Origin of the sequence: Mycobacterium sp. PO1 (genome assembly GCF_017312405.1) — a bacterium.
Classification (GTDB): Bacteria; Actinomycetota; Actinomycetes; order Mycobacteriales; family Mycobacteriaceae; genus Mycobacterium.
Genome location: NZ_BLTG01000070.1, coordinates 1 through 19128, shown reverse-complemented (window position 1 = coordinate 19128; position 19128 = coordinate 1). Strand labels below are relative to the sequence as shown.

Below are 19128 nucleotides of genomic sequence, written 5' to 3'. Positions count from 1 at the left end.
CACCGAGACGCTGCCCCCGCCGACCGGGGTTCGGCCGGCGGGGGCAGCGTCTCGGTGGGCGGGCGGGTGCCTTCGGTGGGCACGCCGGTGGGTACGAGTCCGGTGGTGGTGGGCGTACTGCGGGGGCTGGAATCGGGTGACGAGGCGGCCTGCTCGGCGGGCTCGCCACCGCATCCGGCTAGCAGCACTGCGATCGCGACGGCTCCGCCCAGTCTCTTCATGCCGGGACGGATACCCGGGCGGCTGTCGAGGCAGTCCTTACAGAACATTACGGACTTTCACCGCCGCCCGGCGCAAGCCTGCCGGCGCCGCTCGCCCCGCCGGCGCCACGATCTCGACACGCGACGGTCTCCCGAACCCGAAGTGGGATCAGGGATGCTCGGCGAGCTGCACGTCGACGGGTTGGCCGGTTGCCAGGGATCGGACCCCGGCCGCGCACACCGCGGCTGCGGCATAACCGTCCCAGGCAGTGGGTCCGTCGACGAAGTTGCCGCTGGTTCGGCCTTGGTGGACCGCGTCGACCCAGCGTTGGATCTCGATGTCGTAGGCGCGGCCGAAACGTTCGCGGAACCCCGGCGTGAGGTGACCGCCCCAGGTGCCCGCCGCCGACTTTCGGATCATTCCGACGTCGAGTCCGATGATGGCGCTGCCGCGTTCACCGACCACTTCGGTGCGCACCTCGTAGCCGACGCCGGTGGTGACGAACAACTCGACATCGACGTGCTTGCCCGACGCCGTCCGCATGATCGCGATCTGCGGATCGATGACACCCTGCGGCGCACCGGGATTCGACACCGGCGTGATGATCTGGACGCTGGCGATCTCCTCGTCGAACAGGAACCGCGTCACGTCGACCTCGTGGACGAAAGAGTCCTTGACGATCAGCGTGCTGTCGAAGTACGACGGCACGCCGGCGTTGCGGTGCACGCAGTGCATCAGCAGCGGGCGGCCGAGCTCGCCACCGTCGAGCAGCGTCTTGAGCCGCATGTACTCCTCGTCGAAGCGGCGCATGAAACCGACCTGGATCAGTGAGACACCCGAATCGGCTTCCCGCCGGACAATGTCGAGCGACGTGGAAACATCTGTGGTCAGAGGCTTCTCGCACAGGACGGGTTTGCGATGCTCGAGGCAGGCCAGCAGCTGTGCCTCGTGGGTGGTGCCGGGCGTGGCCAGCACCACGGCGTCGACATCGTCGGCGGCGATGGCGTCGATCGGATCCGCGGCTGCGCGGCAGCCCGGGATGGCGGCGGCGATCTGCTCGGCCTTTTCGGTGATGAAGTCGTTGACCACCGCCACCCGGGCCCCGGAGATCGTCGAGGTGATGCGGGCGACGTGGTCGGCGCCCATCACGCCGACACCGAGCACCGCGATACGCAGGTCAGCCATCAGCGATCCGACGGGTTGATCAGCGGGCGCTGGACCTTCTTCCAGTCCGCGTACCGCTGATAGGCCTGTTGCGTCGAGTCCAGCGTCGACGTCTCGGAAACGGGCACGTCCCACCAGGAGTGGCTGTCGGGCGCGTAGACCAGCGGATCGGTTTCGACGTAGATGACGGTGGTGGTTTCGGCGGCTTTCGCGGTCTTGACCGCGTCGGCGAACTCGGCGGCGGTGCCGGCCTTGATGACGTCGGCGCCGAGGCTCGCGGCGTTGGCGGCGAGATCGACCGGCAGCGTGTCGCCGTCCAGGCGGCCGTCCGCACCGCGGTACCGGTACGCGGTGCCGAACCGTTGCGAGCCCAGCGATTCGGACAGGCCACCGATCGAGGCGAAGCCGTGGTTCTGCACCAGCACGGGGATGACCTTGACGCCTTCCTGCACGGCCGTCACCAGCTCGGTGGCCATCATCAGGTACGAGCCGTCACCGACCATGACGAACACGTCGCGGTCAGGGGCGGCCATCCGCACCCCGATTCCCCCGGCGATCTCGTACCCCATGCACGAATAGCCGTACTCGACGTGATACCCCTTGCGGTCGCGCGTCCGCCACAGCTTGTGCAGGTCACCGGGCATGGAACCGGCGGCGCACACGACGACGTCGCGGGCGTCCGAGAGCGTGTTGACCAGTCCGATCACCTGGTTCTGGTTCAGCGGCACGCCGTCCTCGGTGCGGTAGACCGACGAGACGGTGTCGTTCCATTCCGCCATCAGGCCGGCCGTCCTGTCCCGGTAGCGCTCGCTGACCGAGTAGTCGGCCAACAGCTCGCTCAGCGCATCCAGGGCCTCCCGTGCGTCGGCGACGACGCTGATGCCGCCGTGCTTCACCGAGTCCAGCGACGCCACGTTGATGTTGACGAACCGCACCTCCGGGTTGTTGAACGCGGTGCGCGATGCCGACGTGAAGTCGCTGTATCGGGTGCCGATTCCGATGACCACGTCGGCGTCGGCGGCCAGGGCGTTGGCCGCTGTGGTCCCCGTCGAGCCGATCGCCCCCACCGAGCGCGGATCGTCGTGCAGCACTGCGCCCTTGCCGGCCTGAGTTTCGCTGACCGGGATGCCGGTCCGCGCGACGAACTGCGCGAGGGCATCGTTCGCGCCGGAGTAGATGACGCCACCGCCGGCCACGATCAGCGGCTTGGCCGCCGAGCGGATCACCTCGGCGGCGCGGGCGAGTGCGGTACGCTCGGGTAGCGGCCTGCCGATGTGCCAGGTGCGCTCGGCGAACAGCGACACCGGCCAGTCGAACGCCTCGGCCTGGACGTCCTGGGGGAGGGCCACGGTCGCCGTTCCAGTCTCCACCGGGTCGGTGAGCACCCGCATGGCTCCCAGCAGGGCGGCGGGCAGCTGCTCGGGACGCCACACCCGGTCGAAGTAGCGCGACAGCGGCTTGAACGCATCGTTGACTGTCACGTCTCCGCTGGAGGGCAGCTCCAATTCCTGCAGCACCGGGGCGCTGACCCGGGTCGCGAAGGTGTCCGAGGGCAGCAGCAGCACCGGCAACCGGTTGATGGTGGCCAACGCGGCGCCGGTGAGCATGTTGGTCGCACCAGGCCCCACACTGGCGGTGACCGCCCAGGTCTGCAGGCGGTCGCGCTGGCGCGCGTAACCGACCGCGGTGTGCACCATGGCCTGCTCGTTGCGACCCAACACATACTTCAGTGCCGGCTCGACGCCCGCCTCGGCCGCCTCGACCTCGTCCTGCAGCAGGGCCTGCCCGATTCCGGCGACATTGCCGTGGCCGAAGATGCCGAGGCATCCGGCGAAGAACTTGTGCCGCTGACCGTCCCGCTCGACGTACTGGTTGCCCAGGAAGCGGACGGTCGCCTGCGCCACGGTGAGCCGCACGGTCGGTTCGGTGTCGGCGAGTTTCTCGGTCGACTTCGGTGCGGTGGAAACCACTGGTCAGTCTCCTATCCAGCCGGCGGGGCCGGCGATCGAGTGTCGGAGCGGGGCTGCGGGAACGGCAGCCGTGGATCGATCTGCTGGTGCTCCCAGCTGGCGCGCAGCCAGGTGTGGGCGGGATCGTCGCAGATCAGCCAGGCCCGGGTGGGCCCCGAACCCGCCATCACGTTGAGGTAGTACATGTGGTGGCCCGGTGCCGCGATCGAGGGCCCGTGGTAGCCGTGCGGCACCAGCACCGCATCACCGGAGCGCACCTCCTCGAGGACCTCGATCGGCCGTTCGGGAGTGCCGTAGACCCGGTGGTAGCCGAAACCTGGTGTGCCCGCCGGGCTGTCGTCGATCTCGAAGTAGTAGATCTCCTCGAGCTGGGTCTCGACGTCGGTGTTCTCGTCATGTTTGTGCGCGGGGTAGCTCGACCAGTTGCCGCCGGGGGTGAGGACCTCGCACGCGATCAGCGAATCGGCCTCGAACGCGGTGGCGGTGCCGAAGTTGTGGACCTGGCGGCTGCAGTTGCCCGCTCCGCGCAACTCGACGGCGACGTCGGCGGCCGCCACCCGGCGGTTCGGGAACGAGGTCTCGGCGCGTGCACCGCAGATCGCGATGCGGCCGCGGCCCGCCAGGGTGTAGGTCTGGTCGAGACCCACGTAGACCATGTCGGCGGGACCGTCGAACACCGACTCGCGCGGGGACAGTGCGAAGGTGTCGTCGCCACAGGTGACGTTGCCCGCACCGGCCAGCGGCAGGATCATCACCTCGGTGTCGCCGGTGTGCAGAGCCAACTCACCGTGCTCGTCCAGATCGACGACATGCAGCGAGGATTCAGCCCATCCGGCGTCCTCGGGGGTGATCGCCACGGTGTACGGGGCGGGTGCGCTGTTGGCGGGGATGTACAGCGTGGAATGCACAGCTCACCTCACCATCGCCACAGCGGTGGCGACCGCCGAGCTCACGTCGTCGTCCGGAGGGTACAACAAGGTGCGCCCGACGATCAGACCGCGCACAGCCGGGAGGCCGAGTGCCTTCTCCCAGCTGGCGAACGCCTCGTCGGGGTCGGTGGGGTCGCCGCCGAGCAGCAGCGTCGGCATGGTCGTCGATTCCATCACTCTGTCCATCTCCGGCACCACCGGCAGCTTCATCCAGGTGTATGCCGAGGTCGATCCCAGGCCCTGAGCGATGTGCACCGACTTGATGACGGCATCGGGGGACAGGTCGTTGCGCACCTTGCCGTTGACCCGGGTCGACATGAACGGCTCCAGCATGGCGATCAGACCGAGTGCGGCCAGTTCGTCGACGGCCGTGGCGCAGGCCGCCAGCGTGGACACGGTAGCCGGATCGTCGAGGTCGATCCGGCACAACATCTTCCCGCCGTTCATCTTCGCTGCGCCGGTCGACGCGGCGGTCGCGCCGGTCATCCGGTCGTCGAGCTCGAACGACGCGCCGGCCAGGCCGCCCCGGTTGAACGACGAGAACACCACCTTGTCCTCCAGAGCGCCGAGGAGCACCAGATCGTCGAGGATGTCGGCGGTGGCCAACACACCGTCCACCCCAGGGTCGGCAAGCGCGGCGCGCAACCGATCGAGAAGGTCGGTACGGCTGTTCATGGCGGTAGGCCGGGAGCCGACCGCCAGGGCGCCGCGGGCGGGGTGATCGGCGGCGACGATCATCAGTCTCCCGTTGCCGCGCAGTGTCGGCCGGGTGGTGCGATGCGCCCAGGCCCGGGCTACCGCGGCGGGATCGGTGGCCCGGACTTCGCTGACTGCCGCGTAGTCCGGGCACTGGGGGGTGTCAGACATTCACGGCCTCCACGGCGGTCTGTTCGGCGAGAGCGGCGATCTCGGCTGCGGTCGGCATGGCGGTCGAGCATTCGAGCCGGCTCGCGACGATGGCGCCGGCGGCGTTGGCGTAGCGCAGGGTCTTCTCCAGCGGCCAGCCGTTGAGCAGACCGTGGCACAGGCTGCCGCCGAAGGCGTCGCCGGCGCCGAGGCCGTTGACCACGTCAACCTCGTTGGGCGGCACAGTGACCGACGATCGTCGGCTCTTGCCGAGCACTCCGCGCGGACCCTGCTTGACGATGGCGAGTTCGACACCGAGATCCAGCAGTGCGTCGGCCGCCTTGTGCGGGTTGGTCTCGCCGACGGCGATCTCGCACTCCTCGCGGTTGCCGACGGCCACCGTGACGTGGGCCAGCGCGCGTTGCACCTGCTCGGTCGCTTCCGCCGGCGACGCCCAGAACATCGGCCGGTAGTCGAGGTCGAGGACCGTCAGCGGTTCTCGCTGACTGTGCCGATACTCTTCGCGCAAGCGTTCACTCGGCTGATGCTCTTCGCGCAAGCGCTCACTCGGCTGATGCTCTTCGCGCAAGCGCTCACTCCACTGATGCTCTTCGCGCAAGCGCTCATCGCGAGCCGCCCAGGCCGCGAAATGTGCGCTGCGGCTGGGCTCTTCGGACAGCCCGGTGACCGTCGCCCAGAACAGCCGGGCGGTGCGGACCGCCTCGGTGTCGATGTCATCGACGGTGATCTGCAGGTCCGGTGCGCTCGGCTTGCGGTAGAAGTAGAGCGGGAAGTCGTCGGGAGGAAAGATCTCGGAGAACGTCACCGGGGTGGGGAACTGGTCGTGGGTGGCCACGTAACGGTTGTCCACGCCCAGGCGCGCCAGTTCAGCGCGCACGTAGCGGCCGAACGGGTCGTCGCCGACGCCGGAGATCAACCCCGAGTGCTGCCCGAGTCGGGAAGCGGCGACGGAGACGTTGGCGGCACTGCCGCCGAGGAACTTTCCGAACGTCTCCACATGCTCGAGTCCGACGCCGACCTGCAACGGATACACGTCGACGCCGCACCGCCCGATGGCAAGGACGTCGTATGGCTGATGGGTCATCAAGAGTCACTCCGACGGATAGGTGTGGGTGGCTTGGTAAGACTGTGCCCCCGGTCACGCTCGCATGTCAAGACTTTGTCCTGACATTCTATCTTTTGCACGTCCGATGTTAGGATGCAGCTACTGTTCGACTGGTCCTACGCGAGATCGGAGCCGACGTGCCCCTGACAGTGGAGCTCGACAGGTCAAGCCCTGTCCCCCTCTACTATCAGCTCGCTCAGGCGATCGAGGCGGCCATCAGAGATGGCGAACTCGCCCCTGGTGACCGATTCGAGAACGAGCTGGCTCTGGCGAAGCGGCTGACGTTGTCGAGGCCGACCACGCGGCGGGCGATCCAGGAACTCGTGGACAAGGGGCTGCTGGTTCGAAAGCGCGGTGTCGGTACCCAGGTCGTGCAGAACCCGGTGCACCGCCGCGTCGAGCTGACCAGCTTGTTCGACGACCTCGTCCGGGCGGGGCAGGAGCCGTCGACGCGACTGCTGGAGTACCACGTCGGTCCGCCCGACGACGAGGTGGCCCGTGAGCTGAACCTCGCCGCAGACCGGGAGGTGGCCGTCATCAAGCGGCTGCGCTGCGCCAACGGTGAGCCTCTGGCGCTGATGACGAACTACCTGCCCGCCGATATCGCGCCGGCTCCTGAGGAATTGGAGAGAAACGGGCTCTACCAGTCGCTGCGCGCGCGCGGCGTGCACATTCGGCTGGCCCGCCAACGCATCGGGGCGCGCAGCGCGACCCGGCAGGAGGCGGCGCTGCTCGACGAAAAACCCAACGCGCCGCTGCTGACGATGGCGCGCACCGCGTTCGACGACTCGGGTGCGGCGGTGGAATTCGGCGATCACGGTTATCGGGCATCGCGGTACTACTTCGACACCACACTGGTCGACCGCTAGGCCTGTCAGGTGAACGCCGCCCGGAAGGCGCTCAGGGCGGCGGTGCTGTCGCCGCGTGACCAGGCCTCCATGCCGATCGTGCCGCGGTAGCCGATGTCGCGCAGTGCGGCGGCGACGGCCGGATAGAAGACCTCGCCGGTGCCGGGTTCGCATCGACCGGGCACGTCGGCGACCTGGATCTCACCGATCGCGTCGCCGCAGCGGCGGACCAGATCGATGAGGTTCCCTTCGCCGATCTGCGCGTGGTAGAGGTCGAGCATCATTTTCACGTTCGGGTGTCCGACCCCCTCGACCAGCGCGAGGGTGTCCTTGGCGCGGGCCAGCGGTACACCGGGATGGTCGACGATCGTGTTGAGGTTCTCCAGGCAGAACGTCACGCCGGCTGACGCGCCGAGGTCCCCCAGGTGTGCGAGCGTGCGGGCGGCGGTGAGCCACATCTGCCCGGTGGAGCGCTGCCTTGGCCTTGCCGCCCGCCCGTCGACGAGTTCTGCGGGGTGCAGGTTGAGTCGGCTGACCCCGAGGGTCTCGGCGGCTGCGATGCTGAGCTCGGCGGTCCGGATCACCTCGTCGCAGGTGTCCGAATCGACGAGATCGCCGTGCAGGTAGCCGGTCATCGACGTGAACGTCGCACCGGTGGCGGCCAGCGCCGCGAGGTCTTTGTCGTGCCAGCTCCAGATCTCGGCGGCGAACCCGAGCTCGTGGATCCGCATGACGCGTTCGACGATCGGGAGGTCGGTGAACGCCATCTCCGCGCTGACGGCCAGCTGGAACGTCACCGCCGCGCTCCGTTGAGCGTGACGGGCGCTTCGGTCTCGACCGATTCGCGTGCGGCGAGGGCGATCTCGAGGGCGGCGCGCGCGTCGGTGCCGGTCACCGACGGCGTGACACCTGATCGGACGCACTCGGCGAAGTGAGCGAACTGCGCGATGTAGGCGTCGTGGAACAGTTCGATGTTGGCCCCAGCCGCGTGGTCCGGTTCGCGTCCGGCCAGCAGGACACCGCGGGAGCCGAAGACCTCACCGCGTACGTCATAGCCGTACACCGCTTGGAAACTGGCCTCGGCCACGGCGAACGCCCCGTTGTCGAAACGGATCTGCACGACCGCGGTGTCCAGGAAGCCTTGCCCGGCGAGTTGGGGATGGACCAACGCATCGGCCTGCGCGTAGACCTCGGTCACCTGAGCGCCCGGGTTCAGAAAGCGCACGGTGTCGAAATCGTGGATCAGAGTTTCGGTGAAGACCGCCCACGGTTTGACGCGTGCGGCGTCCGTGGCCGAGATGCCGGGATCTCGGGTCAGCGAGCGCAGCACCTGCGGGGTGCCGATCTCTCCGGCGGTGATCCGTGCCTGCATGTCGGCGAAGTCGGCGGCGAAGCGGCGATTGAACCCGACTTGGAGGGCGATGTCGGCCGCCCGGACAGCTTCCACGGCGCGGTCGGCCTCGGCAAGCGTCGAGGCCATCGGCTTCTCGCAGAATACGTGCTTGCCCGCTCGAGCGGCAGCGACGACGAGATCGGCATGGGTGGCCGCCGGCGAGCAGATGGCGACAGCCTCGACCGATGGATCGGCGATCAGCTCGAGTGGATCGCGATAGATCGTTGTTGCGCTGAGAGTTCCAGCAGCGCGGAGTCTTTCGGCAGCCTCGACGACCGGGTCGGCGACGGCCACCAGCCGGGTTCCGGTCAGACGGTGAGCCAGGGTCTCGGCGTGAAAGCTGCCCATCCAGCCCGCGCCGACGAGCCCGACGGGCAACGGTGTGGTCATGCTGAACTCCGATCGAACTAGAACGTTCTAGTAACGTAGAACGCTGCGGCGCGTTTCGTCAACGATCGGACTGGAACGTTCTAGGCTGAGGCGGTGCAGCGGCGACCCACTCTGGCGGACGTGGCCGAGCGCGCCGGCGTTTCGCGGGCGCTGGTCTCGATTGTGATGCGCGAGGCCGCCGGCGCGAGTGAGCAGACGCGTGAGCGGGTGAAGCGCGCCGCCGACGACATCGGCTACCGGCCCGATCCGCGTGCGCGGCGGCTGCGTCAGCTTCGCACGAACCTGCTCGGCCTGACCTTCGCGGCTGGACAGGAGTTTCATGCGGACCTGGTCGACGGTGTCTACGTCGCCGCCGAGGCGCTCGGCTATGACGTCGTGCTCAGCGCCGTGACCCCACACCGCGATGAAGTCCGCGCCGTGCGAACGCTGGTCGACGACCGATGCGAGGGTCTCCTCCTCATCGGCCCCGCTCAGCGGGCCGGCCGGCTCGCCGAGTTGGCCGACCGGGTACCGCTTGTGGTGCTGGCCCGCCGGGTACGCGGCGTCGACGCGGTGCGCAGCGATGACGTCGCCGGTGCCCGGCTGGGAGTGGAGCATCTGCTGGGTCTGGGGCACCGCCGGATCCTGTTCCTGGACGGCGGAGGTGCGCCCGGTGCCGTGGAGCGGCTACGCGGATATCGGCGCGCCATGCAGCATGCGGGGCAGCCCGAATTGATTCGGCCCGGTGGACTGACCGAACGTGAGGGCGCCGCCGCGGCCTCGGCCATCGTCGCATCGGGGGAGTGGCCCGACGCCGTCTTCGCCTTCAACGATCGCTGCGCGCTCGGGGTGATGGATGTGTTCATCAGATCGGGGATAGCTGTGCCACAGGATGTTTCGGTGCTTGGGTACGACGACAGCGCACTGGCGGGGTTGGCTCACATCAACTTGAGCACACTTCGCCAGGACGCGGCCGGACTTGCCGCGGGTGCGGTGCAGCGGTTGGTCGGGCGTCTCGAGGGCCCCGCCGACGGTCGCGACGAACGCGCGGCGGACCTCGTGCGCGAGCCGCAGCTCATTGCGCGGCAGACGACCGCGCCGCCGACGCGTTGAGCAGCAGCGATGTGTCAGCCCATATGACTTGCGGTCCTAATGTCAGGACAAAGTCTTGACTTTCCGGTGTGAGCCGTATTACATCAATCCCGAGGCGTGCCGCCCGACACCGACCCGCTGGGGTTCTACCGGGGCATCGCGGAGATTCGAGGACAAGGAGAAGCGATGACGTTCAAGCGGCTTGCGGCGCTGGCGGGAGCGGGCGTGCTGGCACTGGGGATGGCGGCATGCTCGAGCACCGGCGGCGCACCTGAGGGTTCCGAGGGCGGGTCGGGCGGCGGCACCGTCGACACTCCGCGCAAGACGGTCGCGATGATCACCCACGAGGTTCCCGGTGACTCGTTCTGGGACCTGGTCCGCAAAGGCGCCGAGGCGGCCGCTCAGAAAGACAACATCGAGCTGCGATACTCGAACGACCCCGAGGCGCCCAACCAGGCCAACCTGGTGCAGTCCGCGATCGACAGCGGGGTCGACGGCATCGCCGTCACCCTGGCCAAGCCCGACGCCATGCGCGCGGCGGTGGAGCGGGCCAACGCGGCGGGCATCCCGGTGGTCGCGTTCAACGCCGGCATGGACTCCTGGGAGGCCATGGGGGTCAAGGAGTACTTCGGGCAGGACGGTTTCATCGCCGGGCAAGGCGTCGGTGAGCGGTTGCAGTCCGAGGGGTCGGCCAAGGCGCTGTGTGTCATCCACGAGCAGGGCCACGTCGATCTCGAGGCGCGCTGCGCCGGTGTGCGCGACACCTTCCCAGCTGCCGAGATCCTCAACGTCAACGGTAAGGACATGCCGTCGGTGGAAGCGACGATCACCGCCAAGCTGCAGCAGGATCCCAGCATCGACTACATCGTCGCGCTCGGCGCCCCGTTCGCGCTGACCGCGGTGCAGTCGGCGCAGAACGCCGGCAGCACCGCCAAGATCGGCACCTTCGACACCAACGCCGCGCTCGTCGACGCGATCGAAGGGGGCGACGTGCAATGGGCGGTCGACCAGCAGCCCTACCTGCAGGGCTATCTGGCGGTGGACTCGCTGTGGCTGTATCTGACGAACGGGAACGTCATGGGCGGAGGTGCGCCGGTGTTGACGGGGCCGGCCTTCATCGACGCCTCCAACATCGACGCGGTCGCCGAGTACGCCCGCGGCGGCACCCGCTGAGACGGCCCGCCGGTAACGAAGGACTGACATGACTACGCAAGCCAACCCCGACGCGTCGACCCACAAGGTCGTCCGGGACGAACGGGTCAAGGAACGCAACCGCCTGCAGCGTTTGATGATTCGTCCCGAGGTGGGTGCCGCGATCGGTGCCATCCTGATCTTCGTCCTGTTCCTCGTCGTCGCCGAGCCGTTCCGCGAGGCCTCGTCGCTGGCCACCGTGCTCTACGCGAGTTCCACCATCGGCATCATGGCCTGCGGCGTGGCGATGCTGATGATCGGCGGGGAGTTCGACCTGTCCACCGGTGTCGCGGTGACTTTCAGTTCGCTGGCCGCCTCGATGCTCGCCTACAACCTGCACCTGAACCTGTGGGCCGGTGCGGCGCTGGCGCTCGTGCTCGCCCTCGGGGTGGGATTCTTCAACGGGTTCCTGGTGATGAAGACCAGAATCCCCAGCTTCCTGATCACGTTGAGCACCTTCTTCATGCTCGCCGGCATCAACCTCGCGGTCACCAAGTTGGTCGCCGGGCAGGTCGCCACTCAGAGCGTCAGCGACATGCAGGGCTGGGATTCGGCGCAGAAGGTGTTCGCGTCCTCGTTCACCATCGGCAACGTCAGCATCCGCATCACCGTGGTGTGGTGGCTGGTGTTCACCGCGGTCGCGACGTACGTGCTGTTCAAGACCAAGATTGGCAACTGGATCTTCGCCGTCGGCGGCGACGCCGAAGCAGCCCGTGCGGTCGGGGTGCCCGTCACCAAGGTCAAGATCGGGTTGTTCATGTTCGTCGGGTTCTGTGCCTGGTTCGTCGGCATGCACCTACTGTTCGCGTTCAACACCGTGCAGTCCGGTCAGGGCGTGGGCAACGAGTTCTTCTACATCATCGCCGCCGTCATCGGCGGCTGCCTGCTGACCGGTGGTTACGGCACCGCCATCGGTGCGGCCATCGGCGCGTTCATCTTCGGCATGACCAACCAGGGCATCGTCTACGCCGGGTGGGATCCGGACTGGTTCAAGTTCTTCCTCGGCGCGATGCTGCTGTTCGCGGTGATCGCCAACAACGCCTTCCGAAACTACGCCGCAAAGAAGTGATCCGATGACCATCTCAGTCGAAAAGCCCAGCAGTGACGCGCAATCCGGTGGCAAGGTCCCGCTCGTCGAGCTCAAGAACATCGGCAAGTCCTACGGCAACATCACCGCACTGAAAGACATCTGCCTGCGGGTGCACGCCGGCGAGGTGACGGGCATCCTCGGCGACAACGGCGCCGGGAAATCCACGCTGATCAAGATCATCGCCGGCCTGCACCAGCAGAGCGAGGGGCAGTTGCTCGTCGACGGCAAGCCCACCACGTTCAGCTCGCCGGCCGAAGCTCTCGGCAAAGGCATCGCGACGGTCTACCAGAACCTCGCCGTCGTGCCGCTGATGCCGGTGTGGCGCAACTTCTTCCTCGGCCAGGAGCTGCGCAAGAAGACGTTTCCGTACTCGCTGGACGCCAACGCGATGCGTGCCACGACGCTCTCGGAGCTGTCCAAGATGGGCATCGACCTCCCCGACGTCGACGTCCCGATCGGCTCGCTGTCGGGCGGTCAGAAACAATGCGTCGCCATCGCCCGGGCCGTCTTCTTCGGCGCGCGGGTGCTGATCCTCGACGAGCCGACCGCGGCGCTGGGTGTCAAACAGTCCGGCGTGGTGCTCAAATACATCACCGCGGCCAAAGAAGCCGGCTTCGGCGTGGTGTTCATCACCCACAACCCGCATCACGCACACCTGGTCGGCGATCACTTCGTGCTGCTCAACCGGGGCCGCCAGAAGCTGGACTGCACCTACGACGACATCACCCTCGAGCATCTCACCCAGGAGATGGCCGGCGGGGACGAACTCGAAGCGCTGTCGCACGAGTTGCGCAGCGGCAAGGACTGACCGGGCCTTTCCGATCAGCCGACGTCGCAGCTCAGCCCGATATTCTGCGGCGCAGGCGATGGCGCGCGAATGAGTGCGGACCACAGGTCACCCCCAGGTGTGCCGGTCGCCACGAGACGTTCACGGTCTCGACATGGTGACGCTTGTCGCGTCGGAGAGCCCTCGGGCCGATACCTCGGCACAATGGAGGGCATGGACAGGGATCTCGAAGCACGGGCCTACCTCCCGGCCTGGCGCGACCCGCTGTCGGCGGGATGGCGCGCGCACCGTGGTCTGTTGCTGCTGCGGCTGCGTTGGCACGAGCGCCGGGCCTCGGCAGTCGACCAGGCCGATCCACACTGAGCTGGCGGGGGTCGCCGAGCCTGTTGATCTGGGGTTGACGGGTCGGCGCGACTGACGACGTTCGTGGTCGTTCAGAACTACCTGCGGCGCTCACAACCAGATCTGTCCCAGACGGCGGGTGTCCTCGTGCTCGCCATTGTCGCGGCGGCGGACAGGGCCGGCGCCGGAGTGGCCCGGCCTCGCGCTGCGCCGGTGGCGGAGGTGAGTGAGTACCCGGCTTTGCCAGGCGTGCCGTCCCTCCGTGGCGGCGGCTGAAAGCCAAGTGACCCGCAAGGGTGACATATATACCCCTTCATGGAGCAGCGACAGCCATTCAGTCGCGGATAGCGTTCGCCCATGCCATGTGCCGAAACTCGAAGGAGCACGGCGCATCGGGACATGGCGACACCTGAACGCTGTCACTCGATGCGCAGCGGATCACTGAGATCGGAGCGTGAGAGGTGACGCTGGCGCGTGTGGCAGCCAAGCCGTGGTCTGCACTCGGGGGCTTCTTCGCGATGTCGCTGGACACCTTCGTCGCGATGGTCAAACCACCCTTCGCGTGGCGCGAATACGTGCTGCAGTCGTGGTTCGTCGCACGGGTGTCGGTGGTGCCCGCTCTGATGTTGACGATGCCGTACTCGGTGCTGCTCGTCTTCACCTTCAACATTCTGCTCACCGAGTTCGGCGCAGCCGACTTCTCGGGTACGGGCGCCGCGGTGGGCACGGTCAATCAGATCGGGCCCATCGTGACGGTTCTGGTGGTGTCCGGGGCGGGCGCCACCGCGATGTGTGCCGACCTGGGCGCCCGCACCATCCGGGACGAAATCGACGCGCTTCGCGTGATGGGAATCAACCCCATCCAGGCTCTGGTAGTTCCTCGGGTGCTGGCGGCGACCACGGTGGCGCTCGCGTTGTCGGCCACGGTCATCTTGGTCGGCCTCACCGGGGCCTTCTTCTTCACGGTCTATGTCCAGCACGTCTCACCCGGTGCCTTCGTGGCCGGCCTCACGTTACTCACCGGCCCCGGGGATGTCATCGTTTCCCTGGTCAAGGCAACGCTTTTCGGGATGGCGGCCGGCTTGATCGCCTGCTACAAGGGAATATCGGTAGGCGGTGGCCCGGCCGGTGTCGGCAACGCCGTCAACGAGACCGTGGTGTTCACCTTCATGGTGTTGTTCGCGATCAACGTGATCGTGACCGCCGTCGGTATCCAGTTCACGGTGCAGTGAGGCGCAACCGATGACTCTCGCCGTCCCCAGTAAGCGATTTCAGCGGTTGCGCCGCGTGACGGGCGCGGCGCTGAGCGGATGGCGACGCGTCGGTACCCAGGCGGAGTTCTACGGCAAGACGCTGATGTCGATTCCGGATGCATTGGTCAACTACCGGACCGAAGTGTGGCGGCTGATCGCTCAAATGGGCCTGGGCGCCGGTGCGCTCGCGGTAGTGGGTGGGACCGTCGCGATCGTCGGGTTTCTCACGGTCACCACGGGAGCGCTGGTGGCAGTGCAGGGCTACAACCAGCTGGCCTCAGTCGGTTTCGAAGCTCTGACCGGCTTCGCCTCCGCGTTCTTCAACGTGCGGCTGATCGTGCCGGGCACCACATCCGTGGCGCTGTCGGCGACGGTCGGGGCCGGGGCCACCGCCCAGATCGGAGCCATGCGGATCAACGAGGAGATCGACGCCCTCGAGGTGATCGGCATCCGAAGCATCACCTACCTCACGTCGACCAGGGTCATTGCCGGGACGATCGTCGTCATTCCGCTCTACTGCGTGGCTGTGATGATGGCGTTCCTGGCGGCACGCCTGGGCACGACCGTGATCTACGGACAGGGCTCGGGCGTCTACGACCACTACTTCAACACCTTCCTCAACCCCACCGACCTGATCTGGTCGTTCTTCCAGGTGGTCGCGATCACGGTTGTCATCATGCTCGTGCACACCTACTACGGATTCACCGCCAGCGGGGGGCCGGCCGGGGTGGGTGAGGCCGTCGGACGCGCTGTCCGCACCTCCATGGTCATCGCCGCCGTCGAGATCGTGTTCATCTCACTGGCCGTGTACGGGCAGTCCGGAAACTTCGATCTGGCGGGCTGAGCGATGGAAACGAGGCCAGGCGACCGCCGCATCCGCCCGGAGTGGTGGGCCCTGATACTGGTCGTGCTGACAGTCGTCTTCGTCGTCGTCACGTCGGCCATCTTCGCGGGATCATTCGACTCGTCGGTGCCGGTGACCCTCAAGTCTGAGCGCTCAGGTCTCATCATGGAGACCAACGCCAAGGTGAAGATGCGCGGCGTCGAGGTCGGCCGGGTCGGCCACGTCGGCGCTTCCGATGGCAGTGCCGAGCTTCAGCTCGAGCTCGATCCCGCCCAGATCCACCACATTCCGGCCAATGTCGAGGCGCAGATCAAGGCCACGACAGCCTTCGGCGCAAAGTTCGTCGACTTGGTCTATCCGGAGAACCCCAGCCCCGAACACCTCACCGCAGGCGCAGTGGTGCGCTCGAGCAATGTCAGCACCGAGGTCAACACCGTGTTCGAGAATGTCGTCGATCTGGTCGACATGATCGACCCGGCGAAATTGAACGCTGTGCTGAGCGCGGTCGCCGACGCAGTGCGCGGACAGGGCGAGCGGATGGGCCAGGCCACCACCGATCTCAACCAGGTGCTGACCGCACTCAACGACCGCAGTGACCTCATCCGCGAAGACTGGCGTTCGTTCAAGGACTTCAACGACACCTATGCCGCTGCCGCGCAGGACATTCTGGTTGTCCTCGATGCCGCCGGTACCACCAGCCGCACCATCGCGGATAAGTCCAGTTCGCTCGACAGCCTGCTGCTCAACATCGTCGGTTTCGGTGATGCCGGTATCGACGTGCTCGTCGCAAGCAAGGACGACCTTGTCGCTTCTGCTGACGTGCTCGAACCCACCACGAATCTGCTGCTCGAGTACAGCCCCACCTACACCTGCTTCCTGCAGGGCGCGCATTTCAATCTCGAGAACGGGGGATACGACGTGTTCGGGGGCACCGACGGCCGCACGCTGCATTTCGATGTCGCGCTGCTGCTCGGCAACGACCCCTACCGCTACCCGGATCACCTGCCTGTGGTCGCAGCGCAGGGCGGCCCCGGCGGGGCTCCGGGTTGCGGATCCCTGCCCGACGTGGCGAAGAACTTTCCAGTGCGCCAACTGATCACCAACACCGGATGGGGCAGAGGGCTGGATGTGCGTCCCAATCCCGGCATCGGTTTCCCCTGTTACGCGAACTGGCTGCCCGCGACGCGAGCGGTGCCTGAGCGGCCGAGCGTCCGGAATTGCCTGCCCGGTCCGGCGATCGGGCCGGTACCGTACCCCGGCGCACCGCCCTACGGTGCGGCGATGTACGGCCCCGGCGGAATTCCGCTGTGGCCGGGCCTTCCTCCGGGTCCGCCGGAACCGGGCCCCGCGCAACCTCACTTGAACGGGCAGACGCCGCCATGAGGCTCGGCGGAGCCACGAATCAGGAGGTGCACTGGTGGCCGCTTTGAGAAGCGCCGCATGGCGGTTGGGGGTGTTCCTGACGGTCTGCGCGATCGGGGCGTTCGTGCTTCTGTCGGTGTTCGCGCAGCTGCGGTTCGGGCCGAGCAAGACCTATGGCGCCGAGTTCCTGAACGTCTCTGGACTGCGTGACGGTGACATTGTTCGGATCGCCGGGGTTGAAGTCGGCAAGGTTCAGAGCATCACCGTCAACCGTGACTCGACGGTGCGCGTGGAATTCTCTGCCGATGACACAGTGGTTCTCACCGAGGGCTCACGTGCCGAGATCCGGTACGACGACCTGATCGGCAACCGGTTTCTGGCCTTGCTGGAAGGCGCCGGGAGTACCCAGAGACTCGATCCGGGTGACACCATTCCGAGCGATCGAACGCGGCCGGCACTCGACTTGGACGCTGTCATCGGCGGCTTCCAACCGCTGTTCCGGGCGCTCGACCCCGATCAGGTCAACGAGCTGACCGCGCAACTGATCGACGCATTCCAGGGGCAGGGACCCACCATCGGCTCGTTTCTGACCCAGGCGGCCGCGGTGACCAACACCTTGGCTGATCGTGACGTGCTGATCGGCGAGACGATCGACAACCTCAACGTGGTTCTCCGATCACTCGGGGGTCAGAACGAGAGATTCGACAAGGCGGTGACCTCACTATCGGAGTTGGTGGGAGGGTTGGCTGCACGCAGGTCCGACCTGTCCACCGCGGTCGCCCACATCGATGCCGGCGCCGGCTCATTCGCCGATCTCCTGTCGCAGGCTCGCGCCCCATTCCAGAAAGTGGTGCGAGAACTGGACCGCACCGCGGGCATCGCCGTCGCCGACCACGAATACCTCGAAAGGTTCCTCGACGAGCTACCGGACAAGTACCGGGCGTTGAACCGCCAGGCGATGTACGGCGACTTCTTCAGCTTCTACCTCTGTGATGCGGTGCTCAAACTCAACGGAAAAGGCGGGCAACCGGTGTACATCAAGGTGGCGGGGCAGGCCACGGGGCGGTGCGCTCCCAAATGAAGTCATTTGCCGAACGCAATCCGGTGGTGATCGGCATCGTCGGTGTCACGGCGGTGGCGGCGATCACGCTTGCCGCGTTGAACTACCAGAAGCTACCCGGCTTCAACCAAGGCACCTACTACTCCGCTGAGTTCGGTGATTCCGGTGGGCTGTTCACCGGTGCTGCGGTGGAGGTCTCCGGATATCCCGCCGGGAAGGTCTCCAGCATCGATCTCGACGGCAACCGGGTGTTGGTCGAGTTCTGGGTCGACCGGGACATCCACGTCGGGAACCGATCCGAAGCCCGGATACGAGCGAAGAGTCTCCTGGGGACAAAGGTGCTCGAAGTATTCCCGCGCGGCGACGACCCTCTCGAGGCAGCCATTCCACTCGACCGGACCACCTCGCCGTACCAGTTGCCCGATGCGCTCGGGGATCTGGCCACCACGATCGGAGGGCTCGACACCGCACAGCTGTCCGAGTCACTGTCCACGTTGGCCACCACGTTCGCCGACACACCAGAGGAGTTGCGTGGCGCGGTGCAGGGGGTGGCGCGGATCGCGCAGACGCTCAATGAACGAGACGCCGGTCTCCGTGAGCTGCTCGAGAACGCGGCGAAGGCGACTGGCGTGTTGGCGAAGCGCACCGACCAGGTGGTGAGCCTGATCAAGGACTCGAATGCGCTGCTCGCCGAATTGCGCACGCAGAGCGCAGCGTTGGATCAGATCTGGAACAGCGTCTCGGCTGCGGCGCGCGAGCTGAAGGGCTTCATCGAGGACAACAGGGAGGAACTACGGCCGGCCCTGGACAAACTCAACGGTGCCTTGACGATCCTCGACGACCGCAAGGAGCGGGTACAACTGGCCATCAAAGGTCTGAACACCTACGCGATGTCGCTCGGCGAGTCCATCTCGTCCGGTCCGTTCTTCAAGGCTTACGTCGTGAACCTGCTTCCGGGCCAGTTTGTTCAGCCGTTCATCGATGCGGCATTCTCCGATCTGGGACTCGACCCGTCGGTGTTGCTGCCCTCGCAGCTCACCGATCCCCAAACGGGTCAGCCGGCGACCCCGGCGCTGCCGATCCCGTATCCCCGGACGGGGCAGGGCGGTGAGCCACACCTGACGTTGCCCGAGGCCATCACCGGTAACCAGGACCCGAACGTCCCCGCGCAATCTCCCGGCCGCTACCCGTACCGGGAACCGCTCCCGGCACCGCCCCCGGGTGGCCCGCCACCAGGACCCCCGCCCCCCCCCCCGCCGGC

The 19128-nt window shown here is 66.9% G+C and carries 18 protein-coding genes and 1 pseudogene; 11 read left to right on the top strand and 8 right to left on the bottom strand.

From position 1 onward, the window contains the following. The 6 genes and pseudogenes from J3476_RS20620 to iolC form a co-directional block, all read right to left on the bottom strand. Window positions 1–221: pseudogene (locus J3476_RS20620) on the bottom strand (YncE family protein); the annotation flags it as partial. Between the two features lie 148 nt (window positions 222–369). Beyond that, window positions 370–1386, bottom strand: a complete 1017-nt coding sequence (locus J3476_RS20615) for a Gfo/Idh/MocA family protein (protein WP_207068226.1) — start codon at window positions 1384–1386, stop codon at window positions 370–372. Then, complete coding sequence (iolD, locus tag J3476_RS20610) at window positions 1386–3335, bottom strand: 3D-(3,5/4)-trihydroxycyclohexane-1,2-dione acylhydrolase (decyclizing) (RefSeq protein ID WP_207068225.1); 1950 nt, start codon at window positions 3333–3335, stop codon at window positions 1386–1388. The genes J3476_RS20615 and iolD overlap by 1 nt, the downstream gene beginning before the upstream one ends. 11 nt (window positions 3336–3346) lie before the next feature. Continuing rightward, the gene (gene iolB, locus J3476_RS20605) at window positions 3347–4243 is read right to left on the bottom strand and encodes a 5-deoxy-glucuronate isomerase (RefSeq protein ID WP_207068224.1); all 897 of its coding nucleotides are present in this window, start codon (window positions 4241–4243) and stop codon (window positions 3347–3349) included. 3 nt (window positions 4244–4246) lie between these two features. Beyond that, window positions 4247–5131, bottom strand: a complete 885-nt coding sequence (locus J3476_RS20600) for an aldolase (RefSeq protein WP_207068223.1) — start codon at window positions 5129–5131, stop codon at window positions 4247–4249. Then, window positions 5124–6215 carry a 5-dehydro-2-deoxygluconokinase gene (gene iolC / locus J3476_RS20595; RefSeq protein ID WP_286183415.1) on the bottom strand — a complete coding sequence of 364 codons (1092 nt, stop codon included), beginning with the start codon at window positions 6213–6215 and terminating at the stop codon, window positions 5124–5126. The genes J3476_RS20600 and iolC overlap by 8 nt, the downstream gene beginning before the upstream one ends. 158 nt (window positions 6216–6373) lie before the next feature. On the opposite strand from iolC, the gene J3476_RS20590 reads away from it, so the two are divergent. Next, the gene (locus tag J3476_RS20590; protein WP_207068221.1) at window positions 6374–7105 is read left to right on the top strand and encodes a GntR family transcriptional regulator; all 732 of its coding nucleotides are present in this window, start codon (window positions 6374–6376) and stop codon (window positions 7103–7105) included. A 5-nt stretch (window positions 7106–7110) separates the two neighbouring features. On the opposite strand, the gene J3476_RS20585 is transcribed toward J3476_RS20590, so the two are convergent. Beyond that, window positions 7111–7881 carry a TIM barrel protein gene (locus J3476_RS20585; protein WP_207068220.1) on the bottom strand — a complete coding sequence of 257 codons (771 nt, stop codon included), beginning with the start codon at window positions 7879–7881 and terminating at the stop codon, window positions 7111–7113. After that, entirely contained in the window at window positions 7878–8867 is a 990-nt protein-coding gene (locus tag J3476_RS20580) for a Gfo/Idh/MocA family oxidoreductase (protein WP_207068219.1), read from the bottom strand. Before J3476_RS20580 ends, J3476_RS20585 begins: the two co-directional genes overlap by 4 nt. Before the next feature lie 93 nt (window positions 8868–8960). Between J3476_RS20580 and J3476_RS20575 the strand changes: the two genes are divergently transcribed. From J3476_RS20575 to J3476_RS20530, 10 genes are all read left to right on the top strand, one after another. Then, window positions 8961–9959, top strand: coding sequence for a LacI family DNA-binding transcriptional regulator (locus tag J3476_RS20575; RefSeq protein WP_207068218.1), 999 nt, complete (start codon window positions 8961–8963; stop codon window positions 9957–9959). Between the two features lie 165 nt (window positions 9960–10124). Further along, the gene (locus J3476_RS20570; RefSeq protein ID WP_207068217.1) at window positions 10125–11111 is read left to right on the top strand and encodes a substrate-binding domain-containing protein; all 987 of its coding nucleotides are present in this window, start codon (window positions 10125–10127) and stop codon (window positions 11109–11111) included. Window positions 11112–11139: 28 nt separating this feature from the next. After that, entirely contained in the window at window positions 11140–12198 is a 1059-nt protein-coding gene (locus J3476_RS20565; protein ID WP_207068216.1) for an ABC transporter permease, read from the top strand. 4 nt (window positions 12199–12202) lie between these two features. Continuing rightward, entirely contained in the window at window positions 12203–13027 is an 825-nt protein-coding gene (locus J3476_RS20560) for an ATP-binding cassette domain-containing protein (protein ID WP_207068215.1), read from the top strand. A 192-nt stretch (window positions 13028–13219) separates the two neighbouring features. Beyond that, window positions 13220–13369, top strand: a complete 150-nt coding sequence (locus J3476_RS20555) for a hypothetical protein (protein WP_207068214.1) — start codon at window positions 13220–13222, stop codon at window positions 13367–13369. Window positions 13370–13866: 497 nt separating this feature from the next. Beyond that, on the top strand, window positions 13867–14580 hold the full coding sequence (locus tag J3476_RS20550; RefSeq protein WP_207068228.1) for an ABC transporter permease: 714 nt from the start codon (window positions 13867–13869) through the stop codon (window positions 14578–14580). Window positions 14581–14590: 10 nt separating this feature from the next. Beyond that, window positions 14591–15445: an ABC transporter permease gene (locus tag J3476_RS20545; RefSeq protein ID WP_207068213.1), complete on the top strand. Its 855-nt coding sequence runs from the start codon at window positions 14591–14593 to the stop codon at window positions 15443–15445. A gap of 3 nt (window positions 15446–15448) precedes the next feature. Then, window positions 15449–16828, top strand: a complete 1380-nt coding sequence (locus tag J3476_RS20540; protein WP_207068212.1) for an MCE family protein — start codon at window positions 15449–15451, stop codon at window positions 16826–16828. Window positions 16829–16871: 43 nt separating this feature from the next. Continuing rightward, on the top strand, window positions 16872–17888 hold the full coding sequence (locus J3476_RS20535) for an MCE family protein (RefSeq protein WP_373889100.1): 1017 nt from the start codon (window positions 16872–16874) through the stop codon (window positions 17886–17888). Continuing rightward, on the top strand, window positions 17885–19128 hold a 1244-nt coding region (locus J3476_RS20530; RefSeq protein ID WP_207068211.1), incomplete at its 3' end, for an MCE family protein. The genes J3476_RS20535 and J3476_RS20530, both read left to right, overlap by 4 nt.